Origin of the sequence: Flavobacterium sp. N502536 (genome assembly GCF_025947345.1) — a bacterium.
Taxonomy (GTDB): Bacteria; Bacteroidota; Bacteroidia; order Flavobacteriales; family Flavobacteriaceae; genus Flavobacterium.
The window spans coordinates 3,181,337-3,201,016 of the sequence record NZ_CP110011.1; the positions used below are offsets into that span (position 1 = coordinate 3,181,337).

At 35.3% G+C, this 19,680-nt stretch carries 18 protein-coding genes; 2 read left to right on the forward strand and 16 right to left on the reverse strand.

All coding sequences use genetic code 11. The features are described from left to right. Positions 1-35 precede the first annotated feature (35 nt). Positions 36-3,032, reverse strand: coding sequence for an amidohydrolase family protein (locus OLM61_RS13440; protein WP_264523155.1), 2,997 nt, complete (start codon positions 3,030-3,032; stop codon positions 36-38). A gap of 169 nt (positions 3,033-3,201) precedes the next feature. Next, on the reverse strand, positions 3,202-4,425 hold the full coding sequence (locus tag OLM61_RS13445) for a S41 family peptidase (RefSeq protein ID WP_264523156.1): 1,224 nt from the start codon (positions 4,423-4,425) through the stop codon (positions 3,202-3,204). A gap of 404 nt (positions 4,426-4,829) precedes the next feature. Between OLM61_RS13445 and OLM61_RS13450 the strand changes: the two genes are divergently transcribed. After that, complete coding sequence (locus tag OLM61_RS13450) at positions 4,830-6,365, forward strand: YifB family Mg chelatase-like AAA ATPase (protein ID WP_264523157.1); 1,536 nt, start codon at positions 4,830-4,832, stop codon at positions 6,363-6,365. 33 nt (positions 6,366-6,398) lie between these two features. On the opposite strand, the gene OLM61_RS13455 is transcribed toward OLM61_RS13450, so the two are convergent. The 13 genes from OLM61_RS13455 to OLM61_RS13515 all read right to left on the reverse strand — a co-directional run bounded on the left by OLM61_RS13455 (position 6,399) and on the right by OLM61_RS13515 (position 17,329). Next, entirely contained in the window at positions 6,399-7,988 is a 1,590-nt protein-coding gene (locus tag OLM61_RS13455) for an ABC-F family ATP-binding cassette domain-containing protein (protein WP_264523158.1), read from the reverse strand. Between the two features lie 153 nt (positions 7,989-8,141). Further along, positions 8,142-8,510 (reverse strand): nuclear transport factor 2 family protein, encoded by a 369-nt coding sequence (locus OLM61_RS13460; RefSeq protein WP_264523159.1) that lies wholly within the window; start codon positions 8,508-8,510, stop codon positions 8,142-8,144. Between the two features lie 61 nt (positions 8,511-8,571). Beyond that, positions 8,572-9,258 carry a GNAT family N-acetyltransferase gene (locus tag OLM61_RS13465; protein WP_264523160.1) on the reverse strand — a complete coding sequence of 229 codons (687 nt, stop codon included), beginning with the start codon at positions 9,256-9,258 and terminating at the stop codon, positions 8,572-8,574. A gap of 42 nt (positions 9,259-9,300) precedes the next feature. Then, entirely contained in the window at positions 9,301-10,173 is an 873-nt protein-coding gene (locus tag OLM61_RS13470; RefSeq protein ID WP_264523161.1) for an alpha/beta hydrolase, read from the reverse strand. A gap of 196 nt (positions 10,174-10,369) precedes the next feature. Continuing rightward, complete coding sequence (locus tag OLM61_RS13475; RefSeq protein ID WP_264523162.1) at positions 10,370-11,584, reverse strand: PorT family protein; 1,215 nt, start codon at positions 11,582-11,584, stop codon at positions 10,370-10,372. Positions 11,585-11,839: 255 nt separating this feature from the next. After that, positions 11,840-12,436, reverse strand: coding sequence for a rhodanese-like domain-containing protein (locus tag OLM61_RS13480; RefSeq protein WP_264523163.1), 597 nt, complete (start codon positions 12,434-12,436; stop codon positions 11,840-11,842). 111 nt (positions 12,437-12,547) lie between these two features. Further along, on the reverse strand, positions 12,548-13,735 hold the full coding sequence (locus OLM61_RS13485; RefSeq protein WP_264523164.1) for a hypothetical protein: 1,188 nt from the start codon (positions 13,733-13,735) through the stop codon (positions 12,548-12,550). A 227-nt stretch (positions 13,736-13,962) separates the two neighbouring features. Next, positions 13,963-14,358: a VOC family protein gene (locus tag OLM61_RS13490; RefSeq protein ID WP_264523165.1), complete on the reverse strand. Its 396-nt coding sequence runs from the start codon at positions 14,356-14,358 to the stop codon at positions 13,963-13,965. A gap of 212 nt (positions 14,359-14,570) precedes the next feature. Further along, a complete protein-coding gene (locus tag OLM61_RS13495; protein WP_264523166.1) occupies positions 14,571-14,930 on the reverse strand; it encodes a hypothetical protein in 360 nt (119 codons plus the stop codon). A 118-nt stretch (positions 14,931-15,048) separates the two neighbouring features. Then, positions 15,049-15,432 (reverse strand): VOC family protein, encoded by a 384-nt coding sequence (locus OLM61_RS13500; RefSeq protein WP_264523167.1) that lies wholly within the window; start codon positions 15,430-15,432, stop codon positions 15,049-15,051. Between the two features lie 42 nt (positions 15,433-15,474). Further along, positions 15,475-15,951 (reverse strand): DinB family protein, encoded by a 477-nt coding sequence (locus OLM61_RS13505; protein ID WP_264523168.1) that lies wholly within the window; start codon positions 15,949-15,951, stop codon positions 15,475-15,477. Between the two features lie 41 nt (positions 15,952-15,992). Further along, on the reverse strand, positions 15,993-16,532 hold the full coding sequence (locus OLM61_RS13510) for a hypothetical protein (protein WP_264523169.1): 540 nt from the start codon (positions 16,530-16,532) through the stop codon (positions 15,993-15,995). A 347-nt stretch (positions 16,533-16,879) separates the two neighbouring features. Next, the gene (locus tag OLM61_RS13515) at positions 16,880-17,329 is read right to left on the reverse strand and encodes a hypothetical protein (RefSeq protein ID WP_264523170.1); all 450 of its coding nucleotides are present in this window, start codon (positions 17,327-17,329) and stop codon (positions 16,880-16,882) included. A gap of 224 nt (positions 17,330-17,553) precedes the next feature. On the opposite strand from OLM61_RS13515, the gene aac(6') reads away from it, so the two are divergent. After that, positions 17,554-17,991 (forward strand): aminoglycoside 6'-N-acetyltransferase, encoded by a 438-nt coding sequence (aac(6'), locus tag OLM61_RS13520; protein WP_264523171.1) that lies wholly within the window; start codon positions 17,554-17,556, stop codon positions 17,989-17,991. Positions 17,992-18,334: 343 nt separating this feature from the next. Here the strand turns inward: aac(6') and lysA are convergent, their stop codons facing one another. Beyond that, positions 18,335-19,615 carry a diaminopimelate decarboxylase gene (gene lysA / locus OLM61_RS13525; protein WP_264526383.1) on the reverse strand — a complete coding sequence of 427 codons (1,281 nt, stop codon included), beginning with the start codon at positions 19,613-19,615 and terminating at the stop codon, positions 18,335-18,337. Positions 19,616-19,680: the final 65 nt, after the last annotated feature.

A 19,680-nucleotide genomic window follows, 5' to 3' on the forward strand; every position in this document is an offset into this window, starting at 1 on the left:
CTGTTTTTATCTTTATGAATTTTATAAAGCCGTTATTATTGTTCTAAAGTATCACAGTGATATTCTTTCTTCTCTTTTTTGGTTGGCTGTTGCGTGCTCATACCTTTGTTTTTTTCCTGCAACATTTGTCCAATAAGTAAACTTCTTTCTTTTGAAATAGCCAATTGTTTTTCGGCATCTTTTTCAACATCAAAATACACTACACCTTCAATCATTGTTTTTTCAACTTTAGCATAGATAGACAGTGGGTTTTCGCTCCACAATACAACATCGGCATCTTTACCCACTTTTACACTTCCTACTTTATCGTCGATATGTAATAATTTAGCTGGGTTCAGTGTTACAAATTTCCAGGCTTCCTCTTCAGAGATATTTCCGTATTTCACTGCTTTTGCAGCTTCCTGGTTCAATCTTCTTGACATTTCGGCATCATCTGAGTTGTAAGCTACAACCAATCCTTCATTGTGCATAATTGGTCCGTTGAACGGAATTGCATCGTTTACTTCAAATTTGTAAGCCCACCAGTCAGAGAATGTAGAAGCTCCAACACCATGTTGTTTCATTTTGTCGGCAACTTTATAACCTTCAAGGATGTGCGTAAAAGTGTTTACTTTGAAATTGAATTTCTCGGTAACATTCATCAGCATTAAGATCTCAGATTCTACATAAGAGTGGCAGGTAATAAAACGTTCTTTGTTAAGAATCTCAGCTATCGTCTGCATTTCTAAATCAACTCTTGGTGCTTTTCCTTTTTTAGAACCGGCGTTGAATTTTTTCCAGCTTTCATCGTATTCTTTTGCGCGTTGGAAATAGTCGATAAAAACTTGTTCAACTCCCATTCTGGTTTGTGGAAAACGAGTTGGGTTATCAATTCCCCAATTGGCTTGTTTTACATTTTCTCCTAAAGCAAATTTGATAAACTTTGGTTGGTTTTTGTATAACATTTCATCCGGTGCAGCACCCCATTTCCATTTTACAATTGCAGAACGCCCTCCGATAGGATTTGCAGATCCGTGTAATAATTGTGAAGTGGTTACACCTCCTGCCAGGTCTCTGTAGATATTAATGTCTTCAGAGTTTACAACATCCTGAATCGTAACTTCGGCAGTAGAGTTGTGCCCCATTTCGTTTACACCTTTTGAAATAGCGATGTGCGAATGCTCGTCGATAATTCCGCTGGTGATGTGTTTTCCTTTTGCATCAATAACCGTAGCAGAAGCATCTGAAAGGTTTTTGCCTACAGCAGCAATTTTTCCGTTTTTAATTAAAACGTCCGTTTCGGTTAGGATACCTTCTTTTTCGTTAGTCCAAACTGTAGCATTTTTGAATAATAAAGTTTGGGCAGTTAATTTTTTGGAGTCTCCAAAAGCAATATTTGGGTAAGTTGTCGGGATAATCGGATTTAGTTTTTCAACTTTAGTAGAGTCTTTAACTGCTACAAACGGACTTGTTCTTGTAGCGCTCCAAAACAATTCAGTTCCGTTGGCCAAAACCGCTTTTCCGGATAAATTTTCCGGTTTTTCTATTAATCCGGTTAAACGTGTAAAGTTTGATCTGATTGAATCTGTAGGTTTAATCAAAAGTGTGATCCAGTTTTTAGAAACAGCAAAAGTGCTGCTTACTTTTTTGGTATCTGCAGTTGTAATTTCAGATTTTGGAGCATCAGCTGTTCCTTCGATTTTCCATTTGTAAGTGTCTTTTCCAACGGTTAAGTCGTAGTTACCACGAATATCTTTTGCGTTAACGTCATTCACTACATATTTAGTTCCCTGTACCCAGTTTTCGTATAAAACAGTTTTTTCGTCAAAGATCTCACCTGAAGTAATGATGAAATTGGCAAAAGCACCTGTTTTTAAACTTCCCACTTCATTGCTTTTTCCAAGTAAAGCAGCAGGAACTGTAGTTAAAGCTTCTAAAGCTTTTGTTTTATCAAACCCGTACTTAATAGCTTTTAATAAATTAGGTTTAAAATCCTCGGTCTTTTTTAATTTGTCTGTGGTTAAGGCAAAAACAACTCCGTTGTCTGAAAGTACTTTTAAGTTAGTTGGTGCCTGATTCCAGAAACGCATATCAGCCAGTTCGATCTGATTGGACAAATACGGATTAGAAACATCATACGCCTCAGGGAAACTGATTGGAATGATGTATTTTGCATTGGTAGCTTTAATTTCCTCGATTCTTTCAAACTCATTTCCACTACCTTTCAATATATAATTTAGTCCAAATTCTTTAGCAATTTTTGCTGCTCTTAAGCTGTTTAACTTGTCTTCTGTAGCAAAAATCTGAACTAGCTTTTCATTGTCAGCTAATGCCTCTAATGATAAATCTTTTGTTTCTGAATTTCCTTTTTTGTACCAGTCTAAGTCCAGATACATCTGACGTAATAAGGCGGTCATCCCCATCAATGAGCTTGGATAAGCCTGATTGGTTAAGGCACTTCTTGTAAAAGCAAAATGGTTGGTTACTTTATTGGCAATAATTTGTTTGCTGTTTTCGGTATTGTTTAGGGCTACCAGAATTCCGGTTCCCTGAGCAACTCCGTCGGCAATATGCGTTCCAACTACTCCAAAACCGGCTTTTAGTAATTCTTCCGCTTTAGGCTGATCGTATTTAAAAGTTTCATAAGTATTTACTTCAGGACGAACACTTTCGTTCCAGTAGTAACCTACTTTTTTAGTATCGTATAAAGGGCTGCGATCACGTCCACGTCCGGCAGGGGCTTTAGGTTTTTCAACCCCGAAACTGGTGTAGATATCAATAAACGAAGGATAAATAGTTTTTCCGGCAAGATCAATCGCAATGCTGTTTTTAGGAACGGTGATGTTGTTTCCAACAGCAACCACTTTTCCATCTTGAATCAGTAAAGTTCCTTTTTCGATTTTTTGTGTTGGAGTAACATAAATCGTGGCATTGGTAAAAACCGTGTAATTGTTGTTTTTGTTGTGGACACTTTCATTTACAGGAAAGTAATCTTGAGCATACGTTTTTGTTAAAAAAACACTCAAAAATAGTAGTAGTAGTTTTCTTTTCATGGATAATTAATAAAATTTTTAATAAAAATAGCAAATATTAATATTTAAGCAAGTTTTAATTAAAATTAATTTTTTACATTATACGGAAAGTACCAAAAACGATTTAGTACTTTCCGTATTTTTGATGTTTTATATTGTTTTTGGGAGTGCAGTTATTAAGAATGTCTTTTTATTTTAGGATTTTCTCATAGCGGTTTTTTAAGCCGTCCAGATAAGGAGCTTTGATTTCTGTTGCAATTTCTACTGCTTTTTTTAAGACTGCCGTCGCACGATCTTTTTTCCCATTTTGTTCCAAAAGATCACCATATTTTAAAAATGCCATCGGAGATTTTGGATACAATTCGGTATTGCTTTTTAAAATGGACTCTGCAATAAATGGTTTTGTCTTCATGTAATCAGACGATAGCGTGGCAATGTCTTCTTCGGAAAACAAATCAGATTCGGTTAGTTTTTTAACAACCGTTGCGATTTGCTGGTCCATCTTAGCCGAATCAGTTTCGTTAAGAGGTTTCGTTTGCTGATCGATAACGGATTGTAATTCCAGATATAGTTTTTTTGATTCAGCTGCTATTTTGTTTCGATAGCCTTCGGCTGCTTTTGCGGCCAATTCTATCGTTTTGTTGTATGCGGAATCTTTGGTGGTTTTATATTCCGGAATTACACCAATACCTTCCCAGTTTGTTTTGGTAATTGGATTTATGGCCGTTCCGGTAGGAATAAATATTTCCAGGAGAGGGTTCACTTCAAGAATTTCACCCGGATTGGCACCGCCACCGGTTACTTCACCAACTAAGGTTGCTCTTTTTTGTGTTTGCATGTTATAACTGAATTCTTCTGCTCCCGAAAAACTTCTGGCTCCGGTGATAATCAACAAAGGAACATCGATTCGCTTTTTGCCGTTTACTTCGATGACCTTAAATTCTTCTGTAAAGTTGTCTTTCCTAAAGTATAAAGTATTTAACAATATGGGGTCTTTAAAGAAATAACTACATAGGTATTGAACGGTTTTTGGGCTTCCACCACCGTTGGTTCTTAGATCGACAACAATGGCATCTGTTTTAGCCAACAGCAGCATATAAGAATCGATAGTTTGTTGGGTCTCGTGTATGAAATAGTTAAACTTCAGATATCCAATATTGCCGTCAAGTATTTTAACTTCTCTAAAACCATTGGCGAGTTTTCGATCGTCGGTTAAATTGTGAAGATAAACTTCGTACGAATCTTTAGTCGCAATTGATTTGTCTTTTTCAGGAACAAATTTGGGTCTGATTCTAAGATGTTTGTCATCGTTGATAAACCGGACTTCTTTTGTTAAGGCTACAGCAAAGGAATCCAGCAAATCGTATTTTTTGAATTTATTTTCTTTATACGCCTTTTTTAAATGAGCACCCATCAGTTTTCCCTTTTCAGGAAATATGTATTCCTTTTGTATCAGGGAATCTATTTTTAAGATAGTTTCCTTTTTAAATTTTTCGGTTATTTTCTTTTGCTGACTGTTTACACCCGATAGCGTAAGGCAAGACAGAAGGAGGAAAAGAACAGGTTTGTTGCTAAAAATAAAAATCTTGTGTCGAAAAGGTTTGAGGAGGTGCTTCATGTTGCTTTTGGATTTTTATATTATAACGCTAATTTAGAGTTTTATGATAAATTTTGAGAAAAATATTTGATAATGAATGATTTAGGGGATGGATTGATTGTTAAAATAATTTAATGTGGGTCTGAATTATTTAATTGTAATAATAAACCTACTTTTAAATATTTTTCATTAGATTTAGAAACATTTAATGAATAGGATTTATGCTGGTAAAAGTTTACGGAAGTGCCGTTTTTGGAGTAGAAGCAACGACAATTACGGTAGAGGTACATATGGATAAAGGGATTGGTTATCATTTAGTTGGATTGCCGGATAATGCCATAAAGGAGAGCTGTTATCGGATTGCTGCGGCGCTTAAGAACAACGGATTGAATTTTCCCGGAAAAAAAATAACCATAAATATGGCTCCGGCCGACCTGCGTAAAGAAGGTTCTGCCTATGATTTAACTTTGGCGATGGGGATTCTGGTGGCTTCCGATCAACTAAAAGCACCCGAGATTGATAGATACATTATTATGGGAGAACTATCTTTGGACGGTAGTTTGCAGCCTATCCGGGGAGCACTGCCTATCGCGATAAAAGCGAAAGAGGAAGGCTATAAAGGTTTTTTTCTGCCGATTCAAAATGCAAAAGAAGCCGCTATAGTGACTGGCTTGGAGATTTATGGTGTTGAAAAACTGCAGGATGTTATTCACTTTTTTAATGGAAAAGGAACGCTTGAGCCGACCATTATCGACACTCGTGCCGAATTTTATAAAAACCTGGATTTCCCCGAATTTGATTTTTCAGATGTACGCGGGCAGGAAAGTATAAAACGCTGTATGGAAATTGCGGCGGCCGGCGGTCATAATATTATTTTAATTGGTCCGCCCGGAGCCGGAAAAACAATGCTGGCCAAGCGAGTGCCTAGTATTTTACCTCCTATGACTTTGCGTGAAGCCCTTGAAACAACAAAAATTCACAGCGTTGCAGGAAAGTTAAAAGAAGTGGGGTTAATGAATCAACGGCCGTTTAGAAGCCCGCATCACACTATTTCAAACGTTGCCCTTGTGGGTGGAGGAAGTTACCCACAGCCCGGAGAAATTTCGATGGCTCACAATGGCGTTTTGTTTTTAGACGAATTACCGGAATTCAAGCGTGATGTTTTAGAGGTAATGCGCCAGCCGCTTGAAGATCGGGAAGTTACTATTTCGCGTGCTAAATTTACAGTAACGTATCCCTCTTCGTTTATGCTTGTGGCCAGTATGAATCCCAGTCCCAGTGGTTTTTTCAATGATCCTGCGATGCCCAATACTTCTTCGCCGCATGAGATGCAGCGCTATTTGAGTAAGATATCGGGGCCATTACTGGATAGAATCGACATTCATATTGAAGTCACACCGGTTCCTTTTGAAAAACTGGCCGATGATCAAAAAGCCGAAAGCAGTGCCGAAATTCGCAAACGGGTCACTGCTGCGCGAGAAATTCAAAGTATACGTTTTGAAACAATCGAAAACGTACATTACAATGCACAAATGAGCAGTAAACTTATTCGGGAATTTTGTGTATTGGATGATGAGTCAAAAGAGTTATTGAGAACGGCCATGGAGCGATTGAATCTGTCAGCAAGAGCCTATGACAGAATCTTGAAGGTCGCGCGAACGATAGCCGATTTACAAGGAGTGCCCCATGTAATCTCACAGCATATTGCCGAAGCGATTCAGTACCGAAGCTTGGACCGCGAGGGCTGGCTGGGGTAGAGATTTTAGATTTTACTGTTTTGGAGCGAAAATTTAACTTAATTCTATAAAATTCTCAATATGAATTTCATCTAAAAAAAGGATATCATGCGAAACCACAATTAAAGTCCCCTTGTACTCGTTTACAGCTGCGGTCAGAATTTCGATATTTTGAATATCAAGATTGTTTGTTGGTTCATCCAGAATGATCATATCCGGAGCTTCACTATTGAGGGTTAAACAGTAAAGCATCAGTCGCATTTTTTCACCTCCGCTTAAAGCAAAACAGGGTTTGTTCCAATCATTTTGTGAAAACAGAAACTTATCAAGTTTCATTTTCAGATCATGTTCTTGTAAACCGGAAGTATTAAATTTCTGTGCTTGTTCATAAACTGAAATTTGATTTTCAATAAGTGAATAATCCTGATCAATGTAAATTGATTTAGAATTGGCTTTGTAAACATTTCCTGTTTTGGGTTGCAATTGGCCCGTGATTATTTTTATCAATGTCGTTTTTCCGGAGCCGTTTGCACCTTTGAGGGCGATACGCTGCCCGCTTAGAATTTGAAAATGAAGCTTATTTTTCCACAACAACTGATCGTTATAACTATGATTAATTGCTGATGCTTTGAAAAGTATTTTTCCTTTATGAAGGTTTGTTTTATCAAAACCAAATTTCATTTGATCAATATCAGGTAATGTTGACCGCAATTTTTGCAGGTCCTTAGCAATAGTTCCAATTTTTTCGGCATGAACACCTTTTGTTTTGGCCGTACTGTTTTCGGCATTGTTTCGCAAAGTGTTCATCATAATTCTTGAAACTCCGGCTTTCTTCTGCTTCTTTTCACCACGGGAGTCCAGTTTGTTTTGACGTTCCAGAGTTTCATGTTCTTTTTCTTTTGCTTTGCGTAACGCTTTTTCTTTACTTTGAATATCCTGACTCAAAGCCTTATTTTCGATCTGTTTTTGTTCAGTATAAAAATCATAATTACCACCGTAAACTGTTATTCCCTGTCCTGATAATTCATAAACAACCTGCAGTAAATTCAATAATTTTCGATCGTGACTTACTACAATCAAAGTTGAAGCGCTCTTTTTTATAAATTCATATAATAATTCTCTTCCCGAAATGTCCAAATGATTACTTGGTTCATCGAGTAAAACCAGTTTTGGTTCATGAATCGAAATTCCGGCCAGGAAAACTTTTGTTTTTTGTCCGCCGCTCAGCGTTCCGAGTTTTTGGTTCCGGTCTAAATCCTGCAACTGCCAGTATTGTAAGGCTTCATTGCAACGCTCTTCAATTGTCCAGTCGTCGTTTAAAATAGTAAGGTTTTCTTCAGAAACGACTCCGTTAAGAATTTCGTGCAAAGCATTCAGTTTGTCTTCAACCTGAAGCGCCTGAGCAATCGTAAGCTGATTAAACTGCCCGAAAATTTGAGGCAGATAATAGGGTTTGGAATCTGTTTTTAATAAACCGTCGACAGGTTCTGATTCGCCTGCAATAATTTTTAATAAGGTTGATTTTCCAACACCGTTATTGCCAATTAAAGCAATTTTTTGGTGAGGGTTAACTGTAAAAGTAATTTTATCAAACAACAAATTCTTGTTTGAATGTAAGTAGGAGATATGCTGTAAAATAACCATAATTTCTTTCTTTAGGGAATAAACAAATGTGCAAGCCATTTTAATAGCTTACCTTAAAATTGTCCGAAAGAAATTTTTATTCACATAGAGATGGTACGGTTTATTTATTGCTGCAAAGATACAAAAAATAGTTTTTAAGATTTGAGTTTCACCTTATTCAAATTTTAAACTGGCATTTTTAGACATTAAATAGGAGGTGAGCTTTTTAATTTTTCCTTTTTCCATTTCAAAAACGTCACAGAAAACAGCATCCAGTTTATTGCCATTTTTCATGTTTCCCTGAACCGCACCTTCAGCAATAACGATATCATTTTCTTCAATCAGTTTTAGGATCTGAATGGTGGGACTGCCTGTGAAATTGTCGTTTTCGATTTCTTTGTCAAAAGCTTCTTTACCAACATGCTGATAAACTCCGGGCATTTCCCAAATCACATCATCAGTAAGACAATCTAAAATTCGCTTATGATCGCTTACCCTAAAAGCTTCCATGTATTCGGTTACGGTTTGTTTATTTGCTGTCATGTTTTAAGGATTACGATGTTAAAACTGATTTTTGAACAACTATTTTAGGTGCAGTATAAAATTACTGTTTTTTAGAAACATTCCAAAAACTGATTTTTCTTCTTGTCCTAAAACCTAGTTTTTCATACAGGCTAATGGCTCCAATATTACTTTCAACCACATGTAAAAAAGGAGTTTTATTTTCGTCTAAAATCCTATTGACAACAGCTGTAATCAATTGTTTGGCATAACCTTTTCCGGTGTGATCGGGATGAGTGATAATAGCGCTCACTTCTGTGAAATCGTTCATTTTCATACGTTCGCCAGTAACTGCGACCAATTGGGATTCTTTAAATATTCCGTAATAATTGCCTAATAAAGGAGTTTTGGGTTTAAAATACCCCGGCTGAACCAAATTAACCAATTGTAATAATTCGGCATTATGATTTTCGGTAAGTCTGGCAATTTCAGTATCTACTGTAAGCTGAATTTTGTCGGAAACAACCATTTGCAGGCAAATCAGTTCTTTGACTATTTTTAAAGAATCGGCGATTTCAGGTTTTTCACCCACTATAAAAAAAGAATCCGATATAGATGCATATTGCTTTGCGGCTTTTAAAGTGCTTTCCGGTTTTATAAAACCTCCAAACGGGCAATAGTCCGGATTGTAAAATTTAGTACCGTCATAATCAAGAGCAAATGCGGAATGACTTTCGGATAAGGAATGCCAAACCGGATTGTCTAATTTATTCTCGTCTGTATTTTTCATTAGTTTAGAAAATAATTTTCCAGAGCACACTATATTCGGTTTTTATTCTTTCTCTTTTATCGGATAGAAAAAACGAAACGAATTCGAAGCTGCGGGATGTAAAATAGTAGCATGATTTTCAAGTGGGAGATAGTCAAAATAGACTTGTATGTTTTTGCTTTTTGAGGCTTTAATTTTTTCAGCCAGTAAATTGGCATCGACTTCCATTACTCTTGGAATTTCGGTTGGAGTAAGCCCCTCTTTACCAACTGCAAGGTAAATTTGGGTTTGCTGATTAAAATTTTCCTGAAAAAGAGCACTATCCTGATTTAGAATCGATGCATTATTCCACCAAATACTTGGACTCACGATAACGTACTTATTAAAAAGTGTTGGTTTCTTTAATAAAATTTCAGCAGCGAGTAAGCCTCCCAATGATTGCCCCATGATGGTTTTTGAATCATTGGCCTTGTAGTTTTTTTCAATAAAAGGTTGCAACTCTTTTTCGATAAAAGCAATGAATTTATCAGAATGACCGGATGAGGGAAACCTTTTTTGATCTTTTTCAATAGTTGTCGGAAAGGTAAAGTCTCTTCTTCTGTCGACAGTTGCAATTCCCACAACAATTGATTTAGGCACCTGATTGATCCATTCAAAACTATTAAATTGTACCAGACCGGCGATATGAATAAAATCTTCATCAGCTGAACCGTCTAACAAATAAATTACCGGATATTTTGTTGCATCCTCTGCTTTGTACCCTTCCGGGAGATAAATATTCAGAATCCTTTTTTCGCCCAGTTCCTTCGATTGAATTTCATCGATAACTCCCAATACAAATGGTTTTCTGGTTTCTGTTGTTTTGGCTTTATTGGTTTGGCCAAACATAAAAGTTGTAGAGAGAAATAAAAGGGCAAGGGTAAAAAATTTGTTCATTATGGTGTTATTTAATAGTAATAGGGTAAAATGTCACAGCGTGAAACAGGAAAGTTATGTAGAACGAAAATACAAATTTATAGCATGCTAAAATCTTAATAAAAGGGAAAACATTGTTAAAAAACGACTATAAAATAAATCCCTTTCATCAAGCAATGAAAGGGATTTATTAAACGTTTAATGCTAGTGAAATCTTTTAGAAAAAGGAATAACCTAGTATGATAGATGTCGTTGAAAATGAGGAGCTCCAGGTTTGATAATTGCTTAAAATCTTTCTGCTAGCCAAATATCTAAACTCTATACTGTATCTGTCACGAAATTTTCCACCAATTCCAAATACTAAGGTGTTACGGGAACTAACATCTAATTTATTTACTAACGAACCGTCTTTTCTGGTGAGTTCTATTTTCGAGTTCAAATCAAAATCAAATAACAAAGAAGCATTTACAAATATGTTGGAATTATTATTAAGGAAAAAGTAATGTCTAATTCCTATTGGCAGTTCTATTGATTTATAATCTACTTTTGCGTTTACTTCACCACCTGACAAATTGGAGGTTTGTTTTGATTTTTCCCCACTATAATATTGATGAGTTGGCTCTGCGATTATTGTCCATTTATTTTTATTAAAAGGGAGAATAAATTCTGCTTCAAGACCCAGACTAAGATTTGTTTTAGAATCAAACTTAAAGTCAAAATGATCGCTTATTGATAAAGAACTATTATTTAGTCTTGGTCTTAAGGTTAAATTAAAGACATCTTTCTTTTCTTTAGGCTCAAAAGTGGCAAAATTAGTATCACTGCATTTGTTGTACTTGATGAAAAATTTTAGCAGTTTAGTGGAGTTGTAGTCTAAAAATTCATATTCTTTTTGAAGGATATTTTCGCATTTCATGTCAATAAATAACTGCTCTCTAAAGTAGTTGTTTTTGGCAATTGAATAATTTTCGCTTAGATATGTTTTGTAAATCAACTGTTTTATCTCGGTATTGTCCATTTTGTAGAAGAAACGTCTTAAGTTTCCGTCGTTATATGAATAGAGAGATGCTTTTCCTTCAACAAGTACTTTCAGGAAGAGCGTTTCTTCTTTAAGATCAGGATTTTTATCCGTACTCATACTTTCTATGTTTTTTGAGGAGCGGTCTATTTTAACTAAAGATCTGATGTATTTACTTTGTCCGGTGATTGCAAATTCTTTTACAGTTTTTATATCCGCAGTAATGATATTCGTATTGTCAGGGAGTTGGTATCTGAAGCTGGTAGGAGTATTTTTCCAGTCTTGATTTTCGATTTGACACTCTATTTTTTGATTATTTTGGTTAATAATGTAACCGTGTTCGAAAACTATTTGAGAATAACTGTTAATGCTTATTATAAGAGCTAATATAAGAAATAAGGCTTGTTTTTTCATTAAAATTAGGTTGTTGATTATTATTGGTTTTAGTTAGTGAATGTTAGTTAGATAAATGTTTGAATAAAAAAATAGCAGCATTATTTTTTGAGTGTAAATGTAATGTGCGAAATCGGCAATACATTACGTAAAGCCGTAAAGCTCCCGATTTGTTAGTAGGGAAATTTAGTAGTGGTATTTGTCCTGTCGTTTGTAAATGTATACGTTAGGATAAATGAAGCAGTTTTTTTAGCAGATTTTTGTCTTTATCAACAATTACTTCACTTCCGTTCCTTCAAACTTAATTCTTTTATCATTTACGTGAACCAATTCGTCAAGTTCGTAGATGTTTTTATAGCCGTACCCATAAAGGTTAATATGTGTAGGAATGTTCAGCGCCAGCATAACAGGCTTTCTGTTGGCTAAAATCTGAGATTCAGGGGCACTTTTAGGCATAGCCATTTTTGAGGCAAAATCTATCGGGTCACCATTAAAATTGTTGTTGCAGTAAATCAATATTCTGGTGTTGGGATCGGGAATTAACTGATGCAGGTTTTCCTGTGTAAAGTCGGTGAAATCAATATGGATAGCCCCTTTTAAGTGTTTTCGGTTGTAACGAAAATCAGAGCGTGTGTCCAGAATAATGGTATTGTCTTCGCGGCTCATTTTAAGAAAGCGATCAAGACTCACCAGATGTTTTGCTCTTGCCTTTTCGACTTCGGTAACCAGATTTTTAAAATCATCGTAATCAACTAATGCTTTGGGATAAGGTTGCTGCTCTGTCATTGCGGTAGGAGTTTTGGCTGTCTGCGTTTGAGCGACACAGCCTGTGAAACAAAATGATACTAAAAACAGGATTGTTACTTTTTTCATTTGATATCAAATTTATACTTTATTGTAAGTACTACTTAGGGCAAGCACTATATATAGCTGAACATTAGATTTCAGGTATTTCTGCGGCAAATGAATTCATTTGCCATCGGTTTAGCTTCTGAATTTATTTCTAACGATAATGTCTTTCAATCTGGCTTTCAGGTCTTCTCCGGTATCAAAAACCATTTGTTCGTTGTTAGGGAATGGGACTGCTCGTTTATTGAAATAGTTGATGTAACTGTCTTCACAGGCACTTCGGTCTCCCTTAAAAGTAGAGTAAACATTCTCAAAAATAAATTCGCTGCTCACAGGAAAGGACTGAACCAACTGATTTGTTCTTGCATCGACATAATCGACTTTAGCCGTAACCTGACAGGATTTAAATTGTCTGAATTCGTATACATTTGCACGAAGCGTTCTGTAATTGTCTACTTTTACTTCTTTGCCCAGACTGTCTTTAACCGGCCTTCCTCTGCTGTCCAGTAGTGTTTTTACACCGTCTTTGATCTGTCTTTCTTTGATGAACTCTTTTTCTTTGATTTGCTCAGGTGAAATATTAATCTGTACGAAGTTCACAATCAAACTATAATCATAAACGACTCCTTTTTGTCTAAAACTGTGATAAACCGTCCATTTATCATTTAGTCCGTAAGTTTTAATATCCAGCAAATCATCCTGAAGCTGTTTCGGAATGACCATATTGGTTTCATTTGTAGCATACACATCTACAAAATCAGTTCCTTTAAACTGTGCATCGTCCATCAGTTTTTTGGTGTTTTTGTAGTTTGGACTAATACTTTCCAGATAGAAAAAATCATCGTAGGCTTTTCTAAAATCCATTTTGTTTTTTGATTTTAAAAGGGCAGATGCATTTTCATACAAATACCTCGACAATGCAATTTTGCTGCTTATGATCTGATTCGTATAATTATCAAACTGAAATGTGGCACTTCTTCCTTGTTTCAACAGTTGCAGAGGCAATAACGGTCTGATTTTCTCCTGACGATTGTTCAACTGCATGTAGGTATTGTAAGTGCGTTCGGCATTTATCGGATTTGCTTCTTTTATCATTAACTCCAAATTACGCAAGTCTCTGTCTTTGGCTTTTGCGAAAGCTTCTTCCAGTAAATACACATAATCTTGTTTTCCTTTAGAATCTTTTTTGGTTTTTAAAGCTTCGACTGCACGATCTATCGCTCCATCATAATTTCCATCGCTAAGCATTGATTGAGTCGTTTTAACTCCACAAGACGACAGTGTTAAAAATAATATAGAAAACAGTATAGTGATTTTTTTCATGCTAAAGACAATTGATTTTAAAGAAGCAAAGATATCTGTTTTTTAGACAAATTAGAGGTTGTGATTTTAATTTAAGAAGCAGAAGTTTTAATTTTTATCATAACCTTCAGTCCCGCTGTATGCTAAATCTTTTTTGCCGAAACCTGGCAAAAAAGGATACCGCTTCCATCGGGGCTAGTTAATAGAGTTTAGTTTTCATAAAGAACAATCGATTGGAATTTTATGTTTTACTCCGGCCAGTACAGCACATTAAATTTATGACCATCCGGATCAGAGAATCCAAAGAAATAGCCTTTGGCATAATTTTGAGGTTCAGCAAAAATAACGCCTCCTGCATTTTTTACGTCAGATAACCATTGGTCTACTTCTTCTTTGCTTTCGGCTGAAAGCGAGAAAATAATTTCGTTTCCCAGTTTAAGGTCGGCCATTTCATCGTTGACGGCCCATTTAAAACGTTCTTTTATAAAAAAATGAATAATGAAATTGTCGTCACCAAAAATAAAACTTCGGAGTTCTTCATTTGTATTGTGACCGTTTGGTGTAAAACCTAAATCATTGTAGAATTTAGTTGTTCGGTCTAAATTTTCTACGCCTAAATTTGCCCATATTTTTTTAGTTTTCATAAGATGTTTTTTTAAAATATTAGATTTTAACTGCTAAAATTTTAGGATAATAAATTTATGAAATTTAAATTTAGGAATTGCAGAAATGTCCATATACTATTGCGCGTGTACAGATTCAGATGTTCAGCGAGAATGTTTAATGACTTTATTATGCATCGTTTTTAACGTAGACACAAACGCAGCAGTGCGTCTAATATATGGTTAGGGTCTCATTATTTTCTAATTTTCACCTGATATACAATTTCCCAAAAGAGGATTGACAAAATAGCATTGGTGAATATGGCTGTTTTAACTAAATAAGGATCGTATTTGGAAAGCAGATGTAAGTTGGCAAACTGAACCGCTAAGTATAGCGACAATGCTGCAATTACTATAGAACAGACTACATTCAGCACAGGTTTCCATTTTAATCCCAAAAAGGAATAAATGATATTTAAAACGGCAAAACCACATCCGAGCGTGATATACGGATCTGTTTTTAATCGTTCTCCCAAAGAAAGTAAAAGTGAAGTTGAAGTAAGGTATAAAAAGAAAAGGATTGCGTAAAGCAGGATTCGTATTTGGATTTTCATTTTGATGTTTTTTAGATAAAACTGTAGAAAAGAAGTTTTATGAAATGTTGATTATGTTAGTACTGTCTTTATTAAAGAAAAGTAATTTTACAGGGTTGGATTTGTTTTCTATTTTAAATTATTCTTTTTTCCTCATATGCAACGCAATTCTGTTTCCTTCGCAGTCTTTAAATTCTGCAACCCAGCCAAATTCGCCATTTGAGGTTATTGGAAATAAGATTTCGGCACCATTTATTACAGCCAGATGCAGCGTTTCTTCAATATCTTCAGTATTAAAATACACAAGAGTTCCGTTTAAAGTTGGCTTGTATATTTCTCCTTGCGCCAAAGCTCCCGAAATACCAGTATTACCTTCGGTAAGCGGAAAAAAAGCCATTTCGTTATCATGAATACGCTCCCGCTCAAATTCAAAACTAAAAACGGCCGAGTAAAATTGTATGGCTCTTTCGATGTTGGCTACCGGAATTTCAAAATAAACAACGGGGTTTGACTTGTTTTTCATTTTGTAAGGTATTTTTTAGTGTAAGCGAAGTTAGAGAAAATTTTAGTTCAATTTGCCGGATTTTATTTTTTCAATTTGTCGTTTGTGACGAAGAATATGTACAATCGCATGTTCTGTAATTTGTTCAATGTCGTACAATTGTCCCCAACCTGTTTTTATTTTTAGTGAATCGTCAAATTGTTCTAGTTCATCGTCTTTAATTTCTTTGAAAATGTTTTCGGTAAAGAGGAAAACATTCGTCAAATCTGTCAGATATTCGGCAATGGTCAAATGAAAAATTTTGTCAGGTCGTTGAATAGTCGGTCCTTTCAGGTTATGGATACTGATGGCATAACTATAACCGGAACTTACAACATGCGACAGTATGGTTTGTATGGATTTACAATCTTCGTTTGTTGTTTCTTCGTCTATGATAATGGTCAAAGCATCGTCCGGAATACTTTTAATAACGTTGGTAAGATCTAAAATTGCCTGTTCGTAGATATCAAGCAATGCGCCAACCGCTCCTTGTCTGTTCATTTTCTTATTTGTTGATTATTTTTTTTGCAATTTCAGAAACTTCACCGCTTAACGCGAATATTTGGCTTATCGTTAGCATTGATCTGATTCGATGTCGTTGATTCCTTTAAACATTCCTGATAAATTTGTTCCCGCCATTTCTTGAAAAGATCAATTAGAACAAAAAATAATTCTTCTGATGGATTTTCAGGCTGTAGTTTTTTAAGCAAAGTTCCTATTCTAATATTATGTGATTTTCCGGAATGATTGATAACATAATCCTGTGTGGTTTCATCCTCTAAAAACATATCTGCGTAGTAATCCTTTAACAGCACAGAGTCAAGATTCAGGATTTCTAAAATTGTGTTTTTAATTTGGGATGGTATTTCGCATTCAAATTGTTTTTCATATCCTTCACGACCATCTAGAAAAAAAGATATCTCAACTTTACATTCAAAAATTATATCGATGTAAATTCCTAAACTTAATAATCTTGCAGAAAAACCATCAGAATGGTCATACGAAAGAATATAATCTTCATGTAATTTGAAGCTCCCTGTTGTGGAGTCTATTCTACGTATATTAATTACTTCGAAGTTCATTCTACAGGTTTTGAAAGTTCTTAGGGAAGATATTAAATTATTTGTATTTGAAGATAGGATTCTGTTTTATTTAAATTTAAAGCCCCAACTGTCTTCAACCTTGTCATTTTTCCTTACATTGAAATGACAAGATTGCGTTAAGTTTTGTTGAAACTTTAACCACAAAGTATGTCATTTCGACGTGAGGAGAAATCATCGCAAGAAACTCTACAAAGAATGAAAATTAAAAGCTGTCGAGAAACTAATTGTTGTGATTAAAATTAGTAAAAGGGGCTTTTCATAGAGATCTGGTTATGATGTAAATAGTATTAAGGAGTTTTGAATTGTAGATGTACTCTGTTTTTTTCTTATTGTAAAATCGCCTCGATCTTAGTTTCTGATTTTTCTTTGAGGACACTGTTAGGACGAAAATTCCAGATAATCAAGAATTTTCCTTTTGCCAGATATTCTTCCGGACGCTCATCAGTTGGCTGACCGTCTTTTCCCCAAAGCAAGCCTTGCAGAAATCGATCGCCTTTAAAGGTGTGCTCAAATTCAAAATACATTACAGATCCACGATCCGTTTTACTTTTAAAATTTTGAATCGCTTTACTTTTTAAGGTTCCAACAATGCTAGCATAGGTTTCAATATCATTATAAAAAGTACAGGCTTGGGGAGTGATACAAATATTGCCATCGTTTAAAGTGTAGCCTTTGGGAATTTCTTTGTTTTTTAATTTTAAATCGGCAATTGTCTGACCGAATAAAGTAGTAGTAAGTAATAAGAATAATGCCGACAGGGGAATCGTAATTTTCATGGTTTAGGGTTTTAATTTATCAAACTAAAATAGTTTTTTTATTTGAGTTATTTGAAATTCATTTTTCGTTATTAAACCCGACAGGTTTTTAAAACCTGTCGGGTTTGAATAAGATTTATTCAGATAAATTATTTTGATGGTTATGTACCCTATAACCAAACATTTTATGCGGAATTTGTATAATTTTGATTGGATTGTTAAATTAAAAAGACCGGAATTTTAAAATGGACATTGAAGTAATCTCAGCACAAAATTTAAAGCAGCTTGTCGAATTGGTTTTAGAGCTTTGGAACGACTGCTCGTTTGACGAAGAATTTGAAAGTTATAAATCGATCATAGATTCAGAAAATGAAATTTGTTATGTGGTTAGGGATCAGGAAGACTACATTGCGTTTGTACATTTAAGTACGCGAAATGATTATGTTGAAGGCGCTGAAGATTTACCAGTTGCTTATATGGAAGCTATTTATGTGAAGCCAGCGTATCAAAAACAAGGTATTGCCAGAAGGTTAACAAAAGTTGCTGAAGACTGGGCGAAACAAAAAGGATTTAAACAAATCGCGTCTGACACCGACTTGGGTAATTCAGCAAGCATTGATTTTCATCAAAAAGCTGGTTTTACCGAAGTTGAGCGAATAGTGTGCTTCATTAAAAATTTATAAGAATCAATTAAACCCGACAGGTTTTTAAAGGCTGTTGGATTTGTTGCGTAGTTTGGAAATAACAAGATTGAGTTTAGAAAAAAGAGAGAAAAAAAATCTGTCATAATCCGTGTTTTCGCAAAGCGAATCCGCGTCATCCGTGTGCTATATTGACGACTATCTTTGTCGATCAACTAGCGTGATTTACTTCGTCAGTCGCTATCGCTCGAGTTTCCTCTTTAGAGTTGACAATTAAACCCGACAGGTTTTTAAAACCTGTCGGGTTTGAATAACGTGAAAAAATTCAAAAAAAATCCCGCCTCAATTAAGAAACGGGATTAAAGTGATATTCTTTTTTTTTATTTTAAACTGTTGCAGCAACTTCTTGTGGCAACGGAATTTGATTTTTAAGTAAATCCTCGAATGTTTCGTGTTGACGAATTAAGATTCCTTTTCCGTTCATCCATAAAACTTCGGCTGGTTTGTATCTTGAATTATAGTTGGATGCCATAGAGAAACAATAAGCTCCGGCATTTCTGAATGCTAAAATATCACCTTCCGTAATTTCCGAGATTCTGCGGTTGTTGGCAAAAGTATCAGTTTCGCAAATGTATCCTACTACCGAGTAAAAACGCTCTTTTCCTTTTGGATTCGAGATGTTTTCGATATGGTGTGACGAACCGTAAAACATAGGACGAATTAAGTGGTTGAAACCACTGTCGACTCCGGCAAAAACTGTAGAAGTAGTTTGTTTTACTACATTTACTTTGGCTAAGAAGAAACCGGCTTCACTTACCAGGAATTTTCCAGGTTCGAAAATCAGCGTTAAATCTCTACCGTATTCAGCACAGAAAGAGTTGAATCTTTTTGATAATTTTTTGCCTAATTCTTCAATATCGGTTTCGATATCGTCTTTTTTGTAAGGCACTTTAAATCCGCTTCCAAAATCCAGGAACTCCAGGTCTTTGAAGTGTTTTGCGGTGTCAAACAAAATTTCAGCAGCATACAAGAATACTTCGATATCAAGGATATCCGATCCTGTGTGCATGTGAATTCCCACGATACTCATTTTTGTATTTTCTACAATTCGTAAAATATGAGGGATCTGATGTACCGAAATTCCGAATTTACTATCGATATGTCCTACAGAAATATTGGCATTTCCACCCGCCATTACGTGCGGATTGATACGAATACATACTGGAATTTGTGGATATTTTGTTCCGAATTGCTCCAGAATAGAAAGGTTATCGATATTGATCTGAACACCCATTGCAGCAACTTCTTCGATCTCTTCTAAAGAAACTCCGTTTGGTGTAAAGAAAATTTTGTCAGGATCATAGCCAGCATGAAGTCCTAATTGAACTTCCTGAATAGATACAGTGTCCAGGCCAGACCCCATGTTCTTTAATAACTGAAGAATAGCAACGTTAGACAATGCTTTCATGGCATAATTAACTCTTAAGTTTTCTACCTTAGAGAAAGCTTTAGTTAATCTGTTGTACTGAGATTGGATTTTTTCGGCATCATATACATATAATGGACTTCCAAATTGTTCTGCTAACTGCAGTAAATCTTTTGCTTGCATCTGTAAACTATTTTCAGCAAACTTATTACTCTTTTGGGGATTGACAAATTTTAAAATGAAAAATAACAAATTGTAACAAATTGTTATAAAAATAACAACGTGGAATTTGAAGTTTTTTTTAA